The sequence below is a fragment of the Variovorax sp. DXTD-1 genome (assembly GCF_003984625.1).
Lineage (GTDB): Bacteria > Pseudomonadota > Gammaproteobacteria > Burkholderiales > Burkholderiaceae_C > Variovorax.
Genome location: NZ_RWKH01000022.1, coordinates 50,822 through 68,779 on the forward strand (window position 1 = coordinate 50,822; position 17,958 = coordinate 68,779).

The 17,958-nt window shown below is 65.8% G+C and carries 21 protein-coding genes; 6 read left to right on the top strand and 15 right to left on the bottom strand.

Annotated features, from left to right (window positions below; all coding sequences use genetic code 11):
• Positions 1–96: 96 nt before the first annotated feature.
• Entirely contained in the window at positions 97–573 is a 477-nt protein-coding gene (locus tag EJI00_RS19840) for a MarR family winged helix-turn-helix transcriptional regulator (protein WP_126749203.1), read from the top strand.
• Here the strand turns inward: EJI00_RS19840 and EJI00_RS19845 are convergent.
• The 6 genes from EJI00_RS19845 to orn form a co-directional block, all read right to left on the bottom strand.
• On the bottom strand, positions 570–1,448 hold the full coding sequence (locus EJI00_RS19845) for a zinc-binding alcohol dehydrogenase family protein (protein WP_126749204.1): 879 nt from the start codon (positions 1,446–1,448) through the stop codon (positions 570–572). The two genes, EJI00_RS19840 and EJI00_RS19845, sit on opposite strands and share 4 nt — an antisense overlap.
• Complete coding sequence (locus EJI00_RS19850) at positions 1,445–2,245, bottom strand: alpha/beta fold hydrolase (protein ID WP_126749205.1); 801 nt, start codon at positions 2,243–2,245, stop codon at positions 1,445–1,447. Before EJI00_RS19850 ends, EJI00_RS19845 begins: the two co-directional genes overlap by 4 nt.
• Positions 2,242–3,249 (bottom strand): 3-hydroxybutyryl-CoA dehydrogenase, encoded by a 1,008-nt coding sequence (locus tag EJI00_RS19855; RefSeq protein WP_126749206.1) that lies wholly within the window; start codon positions 3,247–3,249, stop codon positions 2,242–2,244. Before EJI00_RS19855 ends, EJI00_RS19850 begins: the two co-directional genes overlap by 4 nt.
• A complete protein-coding gene (locus EJI00_RS19860; RefSeq protein WP_126749207.1) occupies positions 3,239–4,312 on the bottom strand; it encodes an NAD/NADP octopine/nopaline dehydrogenase family protein in 1,074 nt (357 codons plus the stop codon). The genes EJI00_RS19855 and EJI00_RS19860 overlap by 11 nt, the downstream gene beginning before the upstream one ends.
• A 214-nt stretch (positions 4,313–4,526) precedes the next feature.
• On the bottom strand, positions 4,527–6,464 hold the full coding sequence (locus EJI00_RS19865; protein ID WP_185868173.1) for a DEAD/DEAH box helicase: 1,938 nt from the start codon (positions 6,462–6,464) through the stop codon (positions 4,527–4,529).
• A 230-nt stretch (positions 6,465–6,694) separates the two neighbouring features.
• Positions 6,695–7,291 (bottom strand): oligoribonuclease, encoded by a 597-nt coding sequence (gene orn, locus EJI00_RS19870; RefSeq protein WP_126749209.1) that lies wholly within the window; start codon positions 7,289–7,291, stop codon positions 6,695–6,697.
• Positions 7,292–7,350: 59 nt separating this feature from the next.
• Here orn and EJI00_RS19875 point away from each other — a divergent pair, with 59 nt between their 5' ends.
• Genes EJI00_RS19875 through rsgA form a run of 3 tightly spaced genes read left to right on the top strand, consistent with a single transcriptional unit; the run spans position 7,351 to position 9,961 of the window.
• Positions 7,351–8,616 carry a M48 family metallopeptidase gene (locus EJI00_RS19875; RefSeq protein ID WP_126749210.1) on the top strand — a complete coding sequence of 422 codons (1,266 nt, stop codon included), beginning with the start codon at positions 7,351–7,353 and terminating at the stop codon, positions 8,614–8,616.
• Between the two features lie 31 nt (positions 8,617–8,647).
• Entirely contained in the window at positions 8,648–8,995 is a 348-nt protein-coding gene (locus EJI00_RS19880; protein WP_126749211.1) for a 4a-hydroxytetrahydrobiopterin dehydratase, read from the top strand.
• A 12-nt stretch (positions 8,996–9,007) separates the two neighbouring features.
• On the top strand, positions 9,008–9,961 hold the full coding sequence (rsgA, locus tag EJI00_RS19885) for a ribosome small subunit-dependent GTPase A (RefSeq protein ID WP_126749212.1): 954 nt from the start codon (positions 9,008–9,010) through the stop codon (positions 9,959–9,961).
• A gap of 19 nt (positions 9,962–9,980) precedes the next feature.
• Here the strand turns inward: rsgA and hisC are convergent, their stop codons facing one another.
• From hisC to rpsP, 7 genes are all read right to left on the bottom strand, one after another.
• Positions 9,981–11,069 (bottom strand): histidinol-phosphate transaminase, encoded by a 1,089-nt coding sequence (gene hisC / locus EJI00_RS19890; protein WP_126749213.1) that lies wholly within the window; start codon positions 11,067–11,069, stop codon positions 9,981–9,983.
• A gap of 14 nt (positions 11,070–11,083) precedes the next feature.
• A complete protein-coding gene (locus tag EJI00_RS19895; RefSeq protein WP_126749214.1) occupies positions 11,084–12,085 on the bottom strand; it encodes a CobD/CbiB family protein in 1,002 nt (333 codons plus the stop codon).
• A gap of 47 nt (positions 12,086–12,132) precedes the next feature.
• Positions 12,133–12,852 carry a CoA pyrophosphatase gene (locus tag EJI00_RS19900; protein WP_185868174.1) on the bottom strand — a complete coding sequence of 240 codons (720 nt, stop codon included), beginning with the start codon at positions 12,850–12,852 and terminating at the stop codon, positions 12,133–12,135.
• 159 nt (positions 12,853–13,011) lie between these two features.
• Positions 13,012–13,386, bottom strand: coding sequence for a 50S ribosomal protein L19 (gene rplS, locus EJI00_RS19905; protein ID WP_126749215.1), 375 nt, complete (start codon positions 13,384–13,386; stop codon positions 13,012–13,014).
• Between the two features lie 122 nt (positions 13,387–13,508).
• A complete protein-coding gene (gene trmD, locus EJI00_RS19910; protein WP_126749216.1) occupies positions 13,509–14,255 on the bottom strand; it encodes a tRNA (guanosine(37)-N1)-methyltransferase TrmD in 747 nt (248 codons plus the stop codon).
• A 25-nt stretch (positions 14,256–14,280) separates the two neighbouring features.
• Positions 14,281–14,835 (bottom strand): ribosome maturation factor RimM, encoded by a 555-nt coding sequence (gene rimM / locus EJI00_RS19915; protein ID WP_126749217.1) that lies wholly within the window; start codon positions 14,833–14,835, stop codon positions 14,281–14,283.
• Positions 14,836–14,851: 16 nt separating this feature from the next.
• Positions 14,852–15,115: a 30S ribosomal protein S16 gene (rpsP, locus tag EJI00_RS19920; protein WP_028259818.1), complete on the bottom strand. Its 264-nt coding sequence runs from the start codon at positions 15,113–15,115 to the stop codon at positions 14,852–14,854.
• Positions 15,116–15,298: 183 nt separating this feature from the next.
• Here rpsP and EJI00_RS19925 point away from each other — a divergent pair, with 183 nt between their 5' ends.
• Positions 15,299–15,823, top strand: a complete 525-nt coding sequence (locus tag EJI00_RS19925) for a GNAT family N-acetyltransferase (protein WP_126749218.1) — start codon at positions 15,299–15,301, stop codon at positions 15,821–15,823.
• Complete coding sequence (locus tag EJI00_RS19930; RefSeq protein ID WP_126749219.1) at positions 15,820–16,266, top strand: NINE protein; 447 nt, start codon at positions 15,820–15,822, stop codon at positions 16,264–16,266. The genes EJI00_RS19925 and EJI00_RS19930 overlap by 4 nt, the downstream gene beginning before the upstream one ends.
• Positions 16,267–16,289: 23 nt before the next feature.
• Here EJI00_RS19930 and EJI00_RS19935 read toward each other — a convergent pair whose 3' ends face one another.
• Entirely contained in the window at positions 16,290–17,300 is a 1,011-nt protein-coding gene (locus tag EJI00_RS19935) for an inorganic phosphate transporter (RefSeq protein WP_126749220.1), read from the bottom strand.
• Between the two features lie 13 nt (positions 17,301–17,313).
• Positions 17,314–17,958, bottom strand: coding sequence for a DUF47 domain-containing protein (locus tag EJI00_RS19940; protein ID WP_124463399.1), 645 nt, complete (start codon positions 17,956–17,958; stop codon positions 17,314–17,316).

Genomic DNA, 17,958 nt, shown 5'->3' on the forward strand with positions numbered 1-17,958 from the left:
GTTGACAAATGAATGTATCCACAATCATGAATTACCCTAGACATGCAAGCAGCGTGCCTGCGGCCGGTATGCGGCGCGTGGCCATGAGGTGCGTTCATGGCTGAGCAACCTCCTGAAACACATCGCTTCGTCGATGACTACCTGCCCGCGCTGCTGGCGCAGGCCAGCCAGCTGATCTCCTCGGAGTTCCACGAGGTGGCGCGCCAGCAAGGCTTCTCCGTTTCCGAGTGGCGCGTGATGGCATCGCTTGCCGGCAGCGAGCCCATCAGCATCGGCCAGCTTGCGCAAGTGACGGTGACCAAGCAGCCCACTGTCACGCGCCTGCTGGACCGCATGGAAGCACGCGGACAGGTCGAGCGGCTGCCCCATGAGAGTGATCGCCGCATCACGCTGGTGCGCATCACGCGCAAGGGGCTGAAGGCGGTGGAGCATCTGATGGAGCTCGCGCGCGACCACGAGCGGCGCGTGCTCGAACCCTTCGGCCTGCGGCGCGCCGAAGAACTCAAGCAGACCCTGCGGCAGATGATCGACCTGCACGTGCATGTGCCGGTCGAGGAGCCGGAGGAAGACTAGGGCACGAGCACCGCGCGGCCCCGGTGGCCGCGCTGCGCGATCCATTCGAGTGCTGCTGCGGCATCGGTCAGCGCGAAGCTGCGCACGTCGAGGTGCAAACGGCCATCGGCCAGGCGCGCGAGCAATCCGGGCGCGGCCGCACGGCCAGCGGCCTCTCGCCTGAACATGTTGAGCGGCAGCAGCGCCACGTCGCGCTGCAGAAAGTGCGCGATGTCCAGCTGCAGCGTGGGGCCCGCGGTGTAGCCGATGAGCACGGCGCGGCCACCGGGCCGCACGGCGGGCAGCACTGCCGAAAGGACGCTTCCCCCGACCGTGTCGATCAACAGGTCTGTACTCGCTGCAGGTGGAGGCTCGGCATCCGGATCGACCGCCGCCACGGTGCAGCCGGCTTCGATGGCCAGCTGCACGACCAGCGAGCCCACGGCACCGCTCGCGCCTGTCACCAACACCTGTTCGCCGGCCTGCAGCCTGGCGACTTCATGCAGCGCCACCCATGCCGATGTGGTGGGCGAAAAGAACGCAGCGCCCAGGGGCATGGGCAATGCATCGGGCAGCACGCCGAGTGCTTCGTCGGGCGCATCGATCAGCTCGCACCAGGTGCCGTCGAACAACGTCCCCAGGCCGCTGCCGCGCAGCCAGACGCGTTGGCCTTCGGCGTAGCGTTCGCTTGCGACGACGATGCCGGCGGCTTCCACGCCCGGCGTATACGGCAGCGGTGGATGCCGCAGGAAACTGCCGCGCCACACGGTGCGGTCGATGTGGCCGACCGTGGCGGCCTGCATGCGCACGATGGCGCGGCCAGGCCTGTGCACCGGGTCGGGCACCTCTTCCAGCGCGGGCACCGCATCGAAACCGTGGATGCGAACGGCCTTCATGGCAGCGTGGAGAGAAAGTCGAGCACCGTGCGTGCGAAGGCCTCCGGCATCTGGTCGGGCAAGGGAACCATGCCGCCTTCGATGTCGACAATGCGCGCCTGCGGCAGATGATGTTGCAGCTCTGCCGCATGCGGCGCAGCGAACGGGTCGTGGGTCGCGCGAATGATGAGCGCGGGTTGCGTCACGCGGCCGATGCGATCTTCCATGCCATACGACGCGACGGCGCGATGGCCCTCTTCAACTCGATGGCCGACTTTCAACGCATCGAGCACGAAGGCCTCGAGCAGATCGGGCCGCTCGGGCGGATAGAAGCCCTGCCGCTTTTGCCACAGTGCCGCGAGATGGCTGCCGTCCTGGCTCGGCGCCACCTCGTCGATGGGTGGCCGCTCTGCCCTTGCGCGGCGAAAGGCTTCGTCGGTGAATGGCGTGGACGACAGCACCAGGCCGCGCACGCGGTCAGGAAAGGCGGCCGCCAGTTCGATGGCGACGACGCCGCCGGTGTGATGCCCGACGACATCGGCATGCGCAATGCCCAGCGCATCGAGCAGCTCACACGCCACGCGCGCCCATTGCTCGATACTCGCCGGCACGCCACCGTCCGCGGAATCGCCGAAGCCCGCAGTGTCCATTGCGATGGACCGAAAGCGCGCACCGATCAGGGGAAGCACTGCGCGGTATTCGGCCCAGCTGCGGGGCGACTGGTGCAGCAGCAGCACGGCTGGCGCATCTGCATCGCCGCACGCCGCGTAATGCACCTGCCCCACCGACAGGTCGGCAAAGGCGCGGTGGATGGTCATGACAGCGTCTCGTCGGCCGGTGCGCGCCACAGGCCCGCATGCTTCAGCTCGCCGAGCGTGCGCGAGAGCACGTCGCGGCGGTAGGCGGCGATGTCGCGGCCCGCATAGCTGTAGAAGCCGCTGCCGGTCTTGAGGCCGAGCTGCCCTTCTTCCACCATCCGATCGACGATGGCGGGCGCGGTGTAGCGCCCCTTGTCGATCGAGGCCGACATTTCGCGGCTGGCATGGTGCAGGATGTCGCAGCCGCCGAAGTCGATGAACTCGACCACGCCAAGTGCGGCGAAGCGCAGGCCCAGGCCGTAGCGCGTGGCCTTGTCGATCTCCTCGGCGGTGGCGGCGCCCTCCTCGATCATGCGGGCGGCCTCGTTCATCACCAATGCCTGCAGGCGCGGCACGATGTAGCCGGGCGACGCGCCGCAGACCACGGGCAGCTTGCCGATTTCTTCCATCAACGACTTGGTGCGTGCGAGCACGGCCGCATCGGTGCCCGGGTGGCAGCTGAGTTCGACCACCGGAATCACATACGCCGGGTTGAGCCAGTGCATGTTGAGGAAGCGCTTGGGCAGCCGCACGAGTGCCGCGAGCTGCGTCACGAGGATGCTGCTGGTGGTCGAGGTAAGGATCGCGTCGTCGCGGCAATGCCGGTTGATCTGCTCGAACGCCGCGCGCTTGGCCTCCATGGTTTCGGGCACGCCTTCAAACACCAGCTCTGCTGCGGCCAAAACCTGCGGTGCTTCGGCGGCGCTCACCAGGCTCACCCGTTCGGCGATGGCCTGTATCTGCTTTGCATCGATCACGCCGAGCTGCGCCAGGCCCGCAAGGCTTGCTTCAATCTCTGCCCTGGCCTCGCCCTGCAGGCGTTGCCAGGCTTCGTCGCTGCGCTGGCGAAGATCGATCAACGAGATGCGGTGACCGGCATAGGCGAACGCAATCGCGATGCCGCGCCCCATGCGGCCGGCGCCCACGGCCGCGAAGCGTGGCAGCGACGCGCGTTCATTCGCCATCGTGCAGCCTTTGCTTGAGCTGTGCCGCGCTCAGGCTGGCAAGGCCCAGGCTTTCGAAGGTGCGCGGGCCTTGGCGCAGGTCGCGGCCGAGAAAACCGCCCACGATGGCAAGCAGCCCGTGTGCGATGGGTGCGTCCACGCCCGCATGGCACGCGGCAGAGGCCAGGAAGGCAAGCCCGAGTTCGGTGTCTTCGGTGATGTAGCGGTGCGTATGCAGATCGATGTTCTCGCGCCAGTCGCCGGACTTGACGAGCTGCTTGTGCGCATCGCCGTACATCCACTGGTCGTTGTTGTAGTGGTCGGCCAGCGGATAGTGCGGCGCACCGTGCCCGAAGGCCTCGCGCACGGCCATGCGCTCGCGGTCGAGCCGGTCGGTCACGTCGCGCACCGCACGCTGGGTGCCTTCGTTGTGGATGTCCCAGCGCTCGAAGTGCTGCAGCGGCGCGGCGTTCATCACCATGAGTGGCGGATGGATGACCGGGCCGGCATTCATGAGCGCGCCCGACAGCGCATCGCCGCAGCCGTGCACGGCGGGATAGGCCCTGCGGATCACTTCGATTGCCTCGGCCTCCTTGCGGGCCGGATAGACGCCGGTCGGCAGGCGGATGGCGCGGATGGTGACGTTCACTTCGCGCTCGCCGTGCTTGCGCGCGAGGTACGGCAGCGTGCCGGTCTCGGCCCAGGCCACGTCGGCACGGCTGCCCGCCTCTTTCACCGTTCGCGCCATCACATAGCTGCCGAAGGTGCCAGGCGGCAGGAAGACGACCTGACCGTCGACCAGGTGCGGCGCCATGGCCAGTGCGATGTCGTGCTGTGCAATGGCCGGCGTGGGAAGAACGATCAGCTCGGCGCCCTTCAGCGCCGCGGCGATGTCGGCGGTGGCGAGCGCAAGCGGCACCTCGCGCGTGCCGTCGGCATCCTTCAGCGTGATGGCGCCGGCTTGCACCACCGCCTCGAGCGCCGCGGCATCGCGGCGCCACAGGCGCACCTCATGGCCGGCTTCGGACAGGTCCGCGGCGGCGGCGTAAGCACCGTGGCCACCGCCAAGAATCGCAATTTTCATGTTCGAACTTTGAAAAAACAGATTCGATGAACCGGCAACCGCGGCGCGGACCGGAGAAGCAATGCGCCATTACATTACTTTTCATGAATTCATATGTCAATCAAATTTCGCTGTAAAGAGCTTCTCGGAAACCCGCAACGAAAAAGCCCGCGCTTCTTGCGAAGCGCGGGCTTTCTTTTGGGACGAGACGGCCGGTCGGCCGCTCCGGAATGGATCAGCGCGTAGGCTTGAACGCACGCTTTTGTGCGTCGCGGGGCACGAACACCTTGCCCGGACCTCCGTGGCCTGCGCCATTGCCGCGCGGTGCGAAGCCTTCGCGGGGTGCAAAGCCTTCACGAGGAGCAAAACCTTCACGGGGCGCGAAACCGCCGCCTTCGCCGCGACCACCACCGTGGTGGCCATGGCCGCCGCGCGGAGCGCTGTTGTCGCCCCAGCCCGGCTTGCGACCGTAACCGCCGCCGCCTTCGTCACGGCCACCGCCGAAACCGGCGTTGTTGCCGCCCTGGAAGCCGCGCGGACCTTGGCCCTGGGCCGGACCGCGCGAGTTGCGGTCGTTGAAACCGCTGGCGCCGGCATAGCCGCCGCCGTTGTTGCCGCGGTAGCCACCGCCGCCGCCTGCACCGCCGTTGCCGAACTTGCGGTCGCGCGACTGGTTGTCGCCGCGGCCACCGCGGTACTCGCCCATGGGCGGACGCGATTGCGGCATGCGCTGTTGCGGCTCGAGGCCTGCAACCACTTCAGCCTTGAACTGCTGGCGGCTGTATTGCTCGATGTCCATGATCTTGCGGCGATCGCGGAACTCGGCAAACGTGATGGCCAGGCCGTCGCGGCCTGCACGGCCGGTTCGGCCGATGCGGTGGGTGTAGTCCTCCGCCTTCATCGGCAGGCCGAAGTTGAAGACGTGGGTGATCGTGGGCACGTCGATGCCGCGGGCGGCAACGTCGGTGGCCACCAGGATCTGAACTTGGCCTTGGCGCAGCGCCATCAGGCGGCGGTTGCGCAGGCCCTGGCTCAGGGCGCCGTGCAGCGCGACGGCGCTGAAGCCTTCTTGCTGCAGGTCGCTGGCGAGGCCGTCGCACTCGACTTGCGTGCTGGCGAACACGATCGCCTGGTTGATGCTGGTGTCGCGCAGCCAATGGTCGAGCAGCTTGCGCTTGTGCTGGCTGTTGTCGGCCCAGTACAGCGATTGCTTGATGTTGGCGTGCTTTTCCTGCGGGCTGTCGATGGTGATGCGCTGCGGCTCGCGCATGACGCGCTGGGCCAGCTGCTGGATGCGCGGCGCGAAGGTGGCGCTGAACATCATGGTCTGCTGGCGCTCGATGGTGAGCTGGTTGACTTCAGCCAGGTCGTCGGAGAAGCCGAGATCGAGCATGCGGTCGGCTTCGTCGACCACCAGGAACTTGACCTGGTCGAGCTTGAGCTGCGACGAGCGCTGCAGGTCGAGCAGGCGGCCGGGCGTGGCAACCACGAGGTCGGCGTTCTGCAGCTTGGCGATTTGCAGCTGGTAAGGCATGCCGCCCACCACGTTGGCAACGCGGAGGCCCCGGCAATGGCGAACCAGCTCGATGGCGTCGTGCGCAACCTGCTGCGCGAGTTCGCGCGTGGGGCACAGGATGAGGGCGCCAGGGGTGGCGGCCTTGAAATGGCGGGCGTTGGTCGGGTCCTTGCGCTTCGGCTTCTTGGGTACGGCCTCGCCGCGGGCGGCGGCTTCAGCGGCCAGGCGCTGGAACTCGGCCTTGGCTTCGGCTTCGGCTTCGGCCTGGCGCTTGAGCAGCGTGTGCAGCACAGGCAGCAGGAAGGCAGCGGTCTTGCCCGAGCCGGTCTGGCTCGAAACCATCAGGTCGACGAAGCGTGCCTTGCCGTCCTGGCCGGCTTCACCGGCCATGGCGAGCGGAATCACCTTGTCTTGCACGGTGGTGGGCTGGGTAAAGCCCAGGTCCGCCACGGCGGCAATCAGTTCCGGCGCGAGGCCAAGCTTGATGAAGCCGTTGGGAACGCGGGCTTCTTCGGCCACGGCCGCTTCGGGAGCGGCGGCGTCGAGCGCCTCGAGAATCGGCGCTTCGGACATGGTGTCCGCGGCAGCGACAAATTCGTTGTTGTTGGTGGATTGCACAGGCGCGAACTCGCCCTGCGCTTCAAAAGCGTCGGTCATGTGAATATCAATCTCAAACGCGAGCGCTGCCGTAGGCGGCGCCCCGTTGGTGGTTAAAAACATCAACCATCCAACGACATTCAACTTCTGGCTTTCGCCGGAGGCTGCGGCCCTTTTTGATCAGCGGATGCGATCGGGCGCGGTGTGCAAGATAGGGAGATGCAAGAGACGCTGAACGGAAAACCCCGATCAGCGAAGCCCTCGATTATGACACGGCTCGGGGTTTTTACCTAATCCGTTAATTTCAAGAAGGTTTCCCGGTAGTGCGCGAGCTCCTCGATGGATTCGTGCACGTCGGCCAGCGCAGTGTGCGCCTGCTGCTTCTTGAAGGCGCTGTAGGCGGAGGGCTTCCAGCGCTTGGCCAGCTCTTTCAGGGTGCTGACATCGAGGTTGCGGTAGTGAAAGTACGCCTCCAGCTTGGGCATGAACTTGACCAGGAACCGACGGTCCTGCCCGATGGTGTTGCCGCACATCGGCGAGCCGCTCCGGGGGACGTATTTGGCAATGAATTCGAGCAACTGCTGCTCGGCGGCGGCTTCGTCGAGCGTGGAGGCCTTCACCTTGTCGATCAGGCCGCTGCGGCCATGCGTGCCCTTGTTCCACGCGTCCATGGCGTCGAGCACCGCGTCGATCTGGTGAATGACGAGCACCGGGCCGTCGATGCGGGGGGTGAGATCGGGGCCGGTCACGACCACGGCGATCTCGAGCAGGCGCTCTTTTTCGGGGTCGAGGCCGCTCATTTCGCAGTCGAGCCAGACCAGGTTCTGGTCGCTTTTCTTCAGGAACGGCGGGGTCGTGACGATCGTGGGGTCAAGGGATTCGGGCATTGCAGGATTGTCGTCGAAGGCCTGCGCCGGCCGGACCCGAGGGCTAAACTCGACGCTCCATGTCCTATTCGCTCATCTTCACCACTGCCTTCGCGGCTGCACTGGTCCTTGGCCTGCTCGTGAAGTTCTGGCTCGCATCGCGGCAAGTGCGCCATGTCGCACGGCACCGCGGCGCCGTGCCGCCCGCTTTCGAGCACAAGATCACGCTCGCCGCCCACCAGAAGGCTGCCGACTACACCATCGCCAAGGCGCGCTTCGGCATGGTCGAGATGGCGTGGGGCACGGCGCTGCTGCTGGGCTGGACGCTGCTGGGCGGCCTCGATGTGCTCAACAAGCTGCTGCTCGCCTGGCTCGGCGGCGGCATGGTGCAGCAGCTGGCCCTGCTGGCGGCCTTCGCGGTCGTCGGCGGCTTGCTCGAGCTGCCCTTCACGCTCTGGCAGACCTTCAGGCTCGAAGAGCGCTTCGGCTTCAACAAGATGACGTTCGGCCTTTGGCTGCGCGACACCGTCGTCTCCACGCTGATCGGCGCGGCCATCGGGCTGCCGATCGCGGCGCTGATCCTGTGGATCATGGGCGCTGCCGGCACCTTGTGGTGGCTCTGGGCCTGGGTAGCCTGGATGGGCTTCAACCTGCTGCTGATGGTCGTCTACCCGATGTTCATCGCGCCGCTCTACAACAAGTTCAAGCCGCTTGACGACCCCACCGTCAAGGAACGCGTCACTGCGCTGATGGCGCGCTGCGGTTTTCGCGCCAAGGGGCTGTTCGTCATGGACGGCAGCCGGCGCAGCGCACATGCCAACGCCTACTTCACGGGCTTTGGCGCGAGCAAGCGGGTGGTGTTCTACGACACGCTGCTGCGCCAGCTGAACGCGGCCGAGATGGAGGCGGTGCTCGCGCACGAGCTCGGCCATTTCAAGCACCGCCACATCGTGAAGCGGCTCGCGGCAATGTTCGCGCTGAGCCTCGCGGGCTTCGCGCTGCTGGGCTGGGTGTCGACCCAGGCGTGGTTCTACACCGGCCTCGGGGTGCAGCCGAACATGGCGCCCACAGCGCCGAACAATGCACTCGCGCTGCTGCTGTTCATGCTCTCGGTGCCTGTGTTCGGCTTCTTCGTCGCCCCCCTGCCCGCCCGGCTTTCGCGCAAGCACGAGTTCGAGGCCGACGCCTATGCCGTGGCCCAGACCAGCAGCGCCGACCTGTCGGCCGCACTGCTCAAGCTCTACCAGGACAATGCATCGACGCTCACGCCCGACCCGGTGTTCGTCAAGTTCTACTATTCCCACCCTCCGGCCTCCGAGCGCCTTGCGCGCATGACGGCGGCCTGAACCACGATATTTCTCCCCGGAAACCGAGCCCATGAGCAGCATGTTCAAGCCCAAAGACTGGAAAGCCATTCCACGCCACGCACTGAGCGCCACCGAGATCGTTTCCGGACTGGCCAAGCTCGACGGCTGGAAGCTCACCGGAGACGGCGCCGACGTCGCCATCGAGAAAACCTTTACCTTCGCCAACTACTTCGAGACCATCGCCTTCGTGAACGCGCTGGCCTTCGTCGCCCACACGCAAGACCATCATCCGGACCTGTCGGTGCACTACAACCGCTGCGTCGTGCGGTTCAACACGCACGACGTCGGCGGGCTCTCGGTCACCGATTTCGAGTGTGCGCGGCAGGCCGATGCGCTGGTTGCGGAACCCGCCGCATGACGGAACACGCCCGTGGCTAAACCGGGCCGTGCCGCCGCCTCCGCATCCACTGCTGCGAAGACACTTCACGACGGCCTCGTCGTTGCCAGCCATGGGCGCCATTGCCTGGTCGAAACGCCAGCAGGCGACCGCCTGATCTGCCATCCGCGCGGCAAGAAGAGCCAGGCCGTGGTCGGCGACCGCGTGCGTTGGCAGGCGACGGAAGACGAGGGCACCATCGAAGAGGTATTGCCGCGCCGCAATCTCTTCTATCGGCAGGACGAGATCCGCACCAAGTCGTTTGCGGCCAACCTCGACCATGTGCTGATCCTGATTGCGGCCGAGCCGGAGTTTTCCGAGCACCAGCTGGCGCGCGCATTGATTGCGGCGGAGGCCGAGCGCATCACGCCGATCATCGCGCTCAACAAGAGCGACCTGATCGAGCCCTTCGCGCGCGCATGGAACAAACTGGCGCCCTATCGCCGCATGCATCACGGCGTGCTGCCGCTATCGCTGAAGGCGTCGGGCGAAGCAGACTACGCGTCGCTGATGAAGCTGCTCGCCGGCAAATCGACCCTCGTGCTCGGGCCCTCCGGCTCGGGCAAGAGCACCCTGACCAACCTGCTGGTGCCGGGCGCGACCGTGCTGACGCAAGAGATTTCGCAGGCGCTCAACTCAGGCAAGCACACGACCACCAGCACCACCTGGTACTGGATCAACGAGGCACGCACCACCGGCCTGATCGACTCGCCGGGGTTCCAGGAATTCGGGCTCAACCACATCCAGCCGATGCAGCTCGCGAAGCTGATGCCCGACATTGCCGAGCACGCGAACGACTGCAAGTTCTACAACTGCACCCATCTGCACGAGCCGGGCTGCGGCGTGATCGCGAATGTGGATTCGCCCGCCAAGCCGGGGCCGATCAGCGCAACGCGCTACAGAATTTACGGCGAGCTCTTTGCCGAACTCAGCCAGTCGCGCTACTGAGGCCCGTCGAGGTTGGCGCTCACAGGCTGCCCAGGATTTCCTGCAGCCGCTGCACCAGCACGCTGCATTGCTCCCGCGAGCCGATGCTGATGCGCAGGTACTGCGCAATGCGCGGCTGCTTGAAATGCCGCACCAGCACCGCACGCTCGCGCAGCAGCGACGCCAGTTCGGCCGCATCGCGCTCCGGATGCCGCGCAAACACGAAGTTGGCCTGAGAAGACAAGACTTCGAAGCCCAGATCCTCGAGCTGCAGGCCGAGCCCCTCGCGCGTATCGACGATCTTGTCGCGTGTGGACTCGAACCACGCTTCATCCTCTAAGGCGGCCACGGCACCTGCCGTTGCAAGCCGGTCGAGCGGATAGGAATTGAAGCTGTCCTTCACGCGCACGAGCGCATCGATCAGGTGCGCCTGGCCGCAGGCAAAGCCGACGCGCAAACCGGCCAGCGAGCGCGACTTGGACAGGGTCTGTACCACCAGCAGATTCGGATAACTGCCGACGAGCGGCAGCGCGCTCTCCCCGCCGAAGTCGACATACGCCTCGTCCACCAGCACTACGCGCTCGGGGCACGCCGCAAGCAATTGCTCGATGCGCGCGAGCGGCAGGCCGATGCCGCTAGGCGCATTGGGGTTGGCGATGACCAGGCCCGCGCAGCCGCGGCGGGCCCTGGCGGCCATGGCACCGACGTCGATGCGGAGCCCTTCGTCTACCGCCAGCAATTCGCAATCGATGCCGTACAGCTGCGCATAGACCCGATAGAAGCTGTAGCTCACATCGGGCATCAACAGCGGCTCGGCCTGCTGGAAAAAGGCGAAGAACGCGTGTGCCAGCACTTCGTCCGAACCGTTGCCCACAAAGACCTGATCGGCCTGCAGGCCGTGCCGCCGCGCAACTGCTTCGCGCAACGCGAGGGAAGTGGGATCCGGATAGCGCTCCAGGCCGCTTGCGGCCGCCTGTTGAATCGCATCGACAGCCATCGGAGATGGCGGATACGGGTTCTCGTTGGTGTTGAGCTTGACGAGGTTTTCGATGCGCGGCTGCTCGCCGGGCACATAGGGTTCGAGCGCGCCGATGCGCGGGCTCCAGAAGGCCGGTATAGCAGCGGGCATGGCAGTTCCGAGGCTCAGCCGAGCAGGCGAGCCAGGGTGAGCAAGGCCAGCAGCACCATCCACATCACAACCGAACGCCAGACCAGGCCGACCACGCTGCGCAGATGACCGGGCTCGGGCTCACGTCCCGGCGTGCTGCCGCTGTCGAGCCGGCGGCCGTCGGCCATCGAATCACCGGCTTGCGCACGCGGCAGGGGGTCGGCCACCGGAATCGGGCTCAACGCTCCGCCGCCCAACCGCACATTGACCGCGCCCGAAGTCGCCGCAAGGATCACGCCGTCGTTCTCGCTTCGGAAACGCCGTGCGTCGTTGCGCCAGCAGTCGATCGCTTCTTCAAAGCTGCCGACCACGGCAAAGCCCAGCGCGGTGATCCGCGCGGGCAGCCAGTCGATGGCATGCCATGCGCGCTCGGCGGCACGCTGCACCGAAACGCTCGAAGGCTGCACCGCCGCGCCGTTCTTGTGCATCCAGTAGCGCGACACGAATTCGCTCATGCGATAAAACACCGCGCCGGCCGGGCCGAGCCCCATGGCGGCGAGTATCGAGAACCACGCCAGCACGCCGAACACATGGCGGTGCGCTGCAATTACCGAATGCTCGATCACATGCCGCACGATTTCGCTGCGCGGCAGCTCTGCCGCATCGACGCCCTGCCAATGCGCGAGCAGCGAACGCGCGAGCGGCTCGTCGCCTTCGTCGAGCGCATCGCGGATGTCCGTGAAGTGATGGCTGAACTGCCGGAAACCGAGCGTGACGTAGAGCACGGCAATGCTCCAGAGCACCGCAAAGGGCAAACCCAGCGTGTACACCAGCAGCAAGTGAATGCCCAGCGTCAACAGCGTAGGCACCAGCACCGCGAGGCCCCAGGCGACCCATCCGTGGTGCGGCTTGCCGGCATCGAAGTTGCGGCTTGTCCAGCGGGTCCAGGCCAGCACGCCGCCATACACCGGGTTGTGGGGGGCGAGCGGCCGCACCTGCTCGATCAGCAACGCACACAGGATGGCAAAGAAGCTCATCCTTCGATGATAGCGAGAGCGCCCGGCGATCTCGATTCAGGCCAGGGTCAGGCGGCGAGAAAGCGATAGAGGTTGCGCAGCATGCCGGCCGTGGCGCCCCACACGAAGCGCTCTTCGGCGCCGTCCCGGTAGGGCATCGAGTACCACTCGCGCCGCGTGCCGTCTGGTGCGGGCACGGTGTGCCGGCGGTGATTGGCCGGGTCCATGAGCCAGGCCAGCGGCACTTCGAAGGCCAATGCCACTTCGTAGGGATTGATGGTGAGTTCGAAGTCCGGCTTCACCAGCGCGACCACGGGCGTCACGACGAACGAGGTAACGGTCGTGTAAGTCGGAAGGCTTCCGAGCACCTCGATGAAATGGGCCGACAAGCCCACTTCTTCCCAGGCCTCGCGCAGCGCAGCCGCTGCGATGTTCGCGTCTTCCGGATCGACGCGGCCGCCCGGAAATGCGACCTGCCCCGAATGATTCGACAGGTGCGCCGTGCGCTCCGTCAGCAGCACGGCCGCGCCTTGCGGGCGCTGCACGATGGGCACCAGCACGGCCGCTTGCGCAGGAGCGCGGTCGGTCAGGCGCGGCTCGCGCCGAAGCTCGGGCGTCCACTCCGGCGGCGTGGCAAAGCGCCTGCGCAGGGCATCGGGCGTCAGCTGTGCGGGTTCGACGGCAGGCAGGCCGTCAGGACCGCCGACCACAGGCGCCTTGCGCGGATCGATCGGCAGCAGCGTGGGCGGCACCACGGCATTGACGGGTTCGACGGGGGCAAATTGCATGGAGGCGGTGGAGTCGGTCAAGTGCTGGAGTTTCAGTGAAGGAGTAGAGCTTAAAAAAGCGGCGCTGTCTTTTTGCGGAAAGCCCGCAAGAAGCATGTACGGCGCAACAACGCAAAAAGCCGCCAGAGCGGCGGCTTTTTGCAAGGCAGAAGGCAGTGCTTACTTGGCAGCCTGCGACTTGCCCGGCAGCTTTTCCTTGATGCGTGCCGAACGGCCGCTGCGGTCGCGCAGGTAGTACAGCTTGGCGCGGCGAACGTCGCCGCGGCGCTTGATTTCGATGCCGGCGATCAGCGGGCTGTAGGTCTGGAACGTACGCTCCACGCCTTCGCCGCTGGAGATCTTGCGCACCGTGAAGCCGCTGTTGAGGCCGCGATTGCGCTTGGCGATCACGACGCCTTCGTAGGCCTGCACGCGCTTGCGGGTGCCTTCGACGACGTTCACGCTGACGATGACCGTGTCACCGGGCATGAAATCGGGGATCTTCTTGCCGAGGCGGGCGATTTCTTCCTGCTCGAGGGTTTCGATGAGGTTCATGATTTCCTGATATTCGATCGTGCTCGCGCTACACAAAAGGCGCCGTTGGTTTCATTGCCGTGCTCACCGGGGTGGACAATGAAAGCCGGACGCGGCCGGGCAGAGGATCGGGGAACCGAAGATTATAGCTTTTTTTTCAGCGCCGTGTCATCGGCTTTGCTCAGGCGGCCTGCAGCACGCGCGGCGGCAATCAGGTCGGGGCGCCGGGCTGCGGTAATGGCCAGCCGCTGGTCGCGCCGCCAGCGCTCGATCTGCACGTGATGCCCCGAGAGCAGCGGCGCAGGCACGCCCTGCCCGTTCCACTGTTCGGGCCGGGTGTAGTGTGGGCAATCGAGCAGGCCATCGAGCGCGGGGTTGAAGCTGTCCTGCACGTGGCTGGCTTCGTCGCCCAGCACGCCGGGCTGAAGGCGGGCCACGGCGTCGAGCAGCGCCATGGCTGCAATTTCGCCGCCTGAAAGAATGAAATCGCCGAGGCTGATCTGGTGCGTGACGCGCGTGTCGATGAAACGCTGGTCAATGCCTTCGTAGCGGCCACAGACAAGCACCGCGCCCTCGCTGGCGGACCAGCGCTCGACCGCCTCATGCCGGAGCGCCTCGCCGATGGGAGAAAACAACACCACCGGCGCTTGCGCCCCGCGCGCGGCCAGCGCCGCGTCGAGGCAGGCGGAAAGCGGCTCCGCCATCATCACCATGCCCGGTCCGCCGCCGAAGGGGCGGTCGTCCACACGCTTGTAGTTGCCTTGTGCGAAGTCGCGCGGGTTCCACAGCACGACCTCGACCTGCTTCGACTCGTAGGCACGGCGCGTCACGCCGCTGGCCATCAAGGGCGCGAACAGTTCGGGGAAGAGCGTGAGGACGTCGAAGCGCATGCGCGCAGGGCCCGGATCGGCGGAATCAGAAATCGGGCTGCCAGTCGACCGTGATCAGCCGGCCGGCCAGGTCGACCTTGTCGACGAAGACCGAGACGAAGGGCACCATGCGCTCGATGGTCCTGCCGTCTTCTTCGGCCGTGAGCACCAGCGTGGTCTGCGGGCCGGTGGCGAGCAGTTCGCGCACCGTGCCGAGCGTGACGCCTTCGCGATTGACCACCGAAAGGCCGATCAGGTCGACCCAGTAGTACTCGTCGTCGCCGGCCGTCGGAAAGCTCGAGCGCGGCACGAACACGCGCGCGCCGCGCAGCGCCTCGGCCGCATTGCGGTCAGGCACGTCTTCGGACGATGCGACGATGCAGTCGGAATGTTCTTTGGCTTCGCGGATTGCGAGCCGGAAAGCCGCGGTTGCCGAAGCTCCGGGAGCCTGCAGGAACCAGCGCTTGGAAGAAAAAAGCGCCTCGGGCTGGGCGCTGTGGGGCAGGACCTTGAACCAGCCCTTGATGCCCCATGCGTCGGCGATGCGTCCTACCTCGATCGCATCCGCCGGCAATTCGGCGGCTTCGAGTGCGGGCAACATCGCCGTGCCGGGCAGCTTAGGCTGCCGCCTTGGGGGCCGCAGCAGCAGCTTGCTTGATCAGGCGCAGGACCGTGGGCGAAGCTTGTGCGCCGACGCTCTTCCAGTAGGCCAGGCGATCCTGGGCAATACGGATGCTTTCTTCGTTTTCCTTGGCGATCGGGTTGTAGAAACCCAGGCGCTCGATGAAACGGCCATCGCGGCGAACGCGCTTGTCCGACACGACGATGTTGAAGAACGGACGGCCTTTGGAGCCGCCGCGGGAGAGTCGAATGACGACCATGATTTATCCTTGGGTGGTGCAGCAAGCCCGTTTTCTAAACAAGAAGCCCGCTCACAGTGTTCTTTCAACGTCGAGACACGCGACATGGCCACCCGGCCAGCGACACGCTGAAAAGCCTGCGATTATAGCCCGACCTGCGTTTTCTCCGAATTCCGGCCTTTGAGCCGTTTGCTTGCCACCTGCATGACCCTCACCATCCGCCCCAGCCGCGACGAAGACATCGCGGCCATCACGGCCATCTATGCCCACCACGTGCTGAACGGCACCGGCACCTTTGAAACCGAGGCCCCCTCTGCCGCCGACATGGCTGCGCGGCGTGCCGATGTGCTCGGCAAGAACCTGCCCTACCTTGTTACCGAAGAAGATGGAGAAGTGTTGGGTTTTGCCTACTGCAACTGGTTCAAGCCGCGCCCGGCCTACCGGTTTTCGGCGGAAGACTCGATTTACATGTCCGAAGCCGCGCGCGGCAAGGGCCTTGGCGCGCAGCTCCTGGCAGCCCTTTCACAGGCCGCCGAAGCGGCCGGCGTCCGCAAGCTGATCGCGGTCATCGGCGATTCGGCCAATGCAGGCTCCGTCGGCGTGCACCGCCGCAACGGCTTCACGCACGTGGGCGTGCTCAAGGACTGCGGCTGGAAGTTCGGCGAGTGGCGCGATGTGGTCCTGATGGAAAAAGTGCTCGGCGAAGGCAGCACCACCAAACCCGAATGAAAAACAAAACCGTTGCCGCCTGGCTCTCTTTCCTGGGCGGCCCGCTGGGCCTGCACCGCTTCTACCTGCGCGGCATGGGCGACTGGCTCGGCTGGCTGCTGCCCATTCCCACGGCGCTCGGCCTCTACGGCATGGAGCGCGTGCGCATGTACGGCGTGGACGACGGCTGGAGCTGGGTGCTGATACCGCTGCTGGGCTTCACCATTGCAGGCTGCGCGCTGATGGCCATCATCTATGGCCTCATGACGCCCGAGAAGTGGAACGCCCGCTTCAACGCCGGCGCGCCGCCGGACGCCGAGCCAGGCCGTACGAACTGGGCCACCATTGGCGCCGTGGTGCTTGCGCTCTTTTTCGGCAGCACCGTGCTCATGGCCAGCATCGTTTTCAGCTTTCAGCGCTACTTCGAACACCAGGTCGAAGAAGGCCGGAAAATTTCGCAGTAGCTGGCGCGCCAGCTCTGCCGGCCTCAGAAGATCTGCAGGCTGAGCCAGTACGCGATTGCGGCCACGAAAGCCGACGCCGGGATCGTGAAGATCCAGGCCCAGACGATGTTGCCCGCCACGCCCCAGCGCACGGCGCTCGCGCGCTGCGCGGAGCCCACGCCGACGATGGCGCCGGTGATCGTGTGGGTTGTCGACACGGGAATGCCCAGCGCGGTGGCCAGGAACAGCGTGAGCGCACCGCCTGTCTCGGCGCAGAAGCCGCCCACGGGCTTGAGCTTGGTGATCTTCTGGCCCATGGTCTTCACGATGCGCCAGCCGCCGAACATGGTGCCCAGGGCAATGGCGGCGTAGCAGCTCACGATGACCCAGTTGGGCGGCGCCGCGTCGCCGGCCGCGGCATAGCCGGTGGCAATCAGCAGCATCCAGATGATGCCGATGGTCTTCTGCGCGTCGTTGCCGCCGTGGCCCAGGCTGTAGGCCCCGGCTGAAACCAGCTGCAGCCGCCGGAACCACCGGTCGACCCGCGACGGGGTTGCGCGCCGGAAACCCCAGGCCACCACCACCATCATCATCGAGCCCAGCACGAACCCGAGGAACGGCGAAACGAAGATGAAGGCCACAGTCTTCCAGATGCCGGTGGCCACCAGGCCGCTGGCACCGGTCTTCGCTATCACGGCGCCGACGATGCCGCCAATCAGCGCGTGCGACGAGCTGCTCGGAATGCCGTAGTACCAGGTCACCAGGTTCCAGCTGATGGCGCCGATGAGCGCGCCGAAGACCACGTGCACATCCACCACCCCGGGCTGGGCAATCCCCTTGCCCACCGTGGCCGCCACGCTCAGGTGAAAGATGAAGATCGCGATCAGGTTGAAGAAGGCCGCGAACAGCACCGCGTGCCCAGGTTTGAGCACGCCGGTCGACACCACGGTGGCGATGGAGTTCGCAGCGTCGTGGAAGCCGTTCATGAAGTCGAAGGCGATCGCGAGCGCGACCAGCAATATCACCACCCAGAGGGCGACCTGAACCGTTGCCATCGATCGCTACCGCTCAGGAGTTCTCGAGGACGATGCCCTCGATCACATTGGCCACGTCTTCGCATTTGTCGGTGATCGTTTCGAGCAATTCGTAGATTGCCTTGAGCTTGATCACTTCGCGAACGTCGGGCTCCTCGCGGAACAGCTTGCTCATGGCGCTTCGCATGACGCGGTCGGCGTCCGACTCGAGGCGGTCGATTTCCTCGCAGGTCTTGAGCACGGCCTCGGCCACCGCCGGATCGGCGATCTTGCCGAGAAACTTGACGGCGTCCTTGAGGCGGTCGCAGCACTTCACGCTCAGCGCCGTGAGGCGCACGATCTCGTCGGTCATGTGCCGCACGTCGTACAGCGCCATGGTCTCGGCCGAATCCTGGATCAGGTCGGCCACGTCGTCCATCGTATTGATGAGCTTGTGGATCTGCTCGCGGTCGATGGGCGTGATGAAGGTCTTGTGGATCAGCCGGTTGACGTCATGCGTCACGCGGTCGGCCGCGCGCTCGGCATTGTCGACGTCGCGGTTGTACTGCTCGCGCAGGTGCACGTCGCTGTAGTTGGCCACGAGTTGTTCGAACGCCCGCGCCGCTTCGACGATGCGCTCGGCGTGCTGGTTGAACATCTCGAAAAAATTCCCCTCGCGGGGCAGCAGCTTGCCGAACAT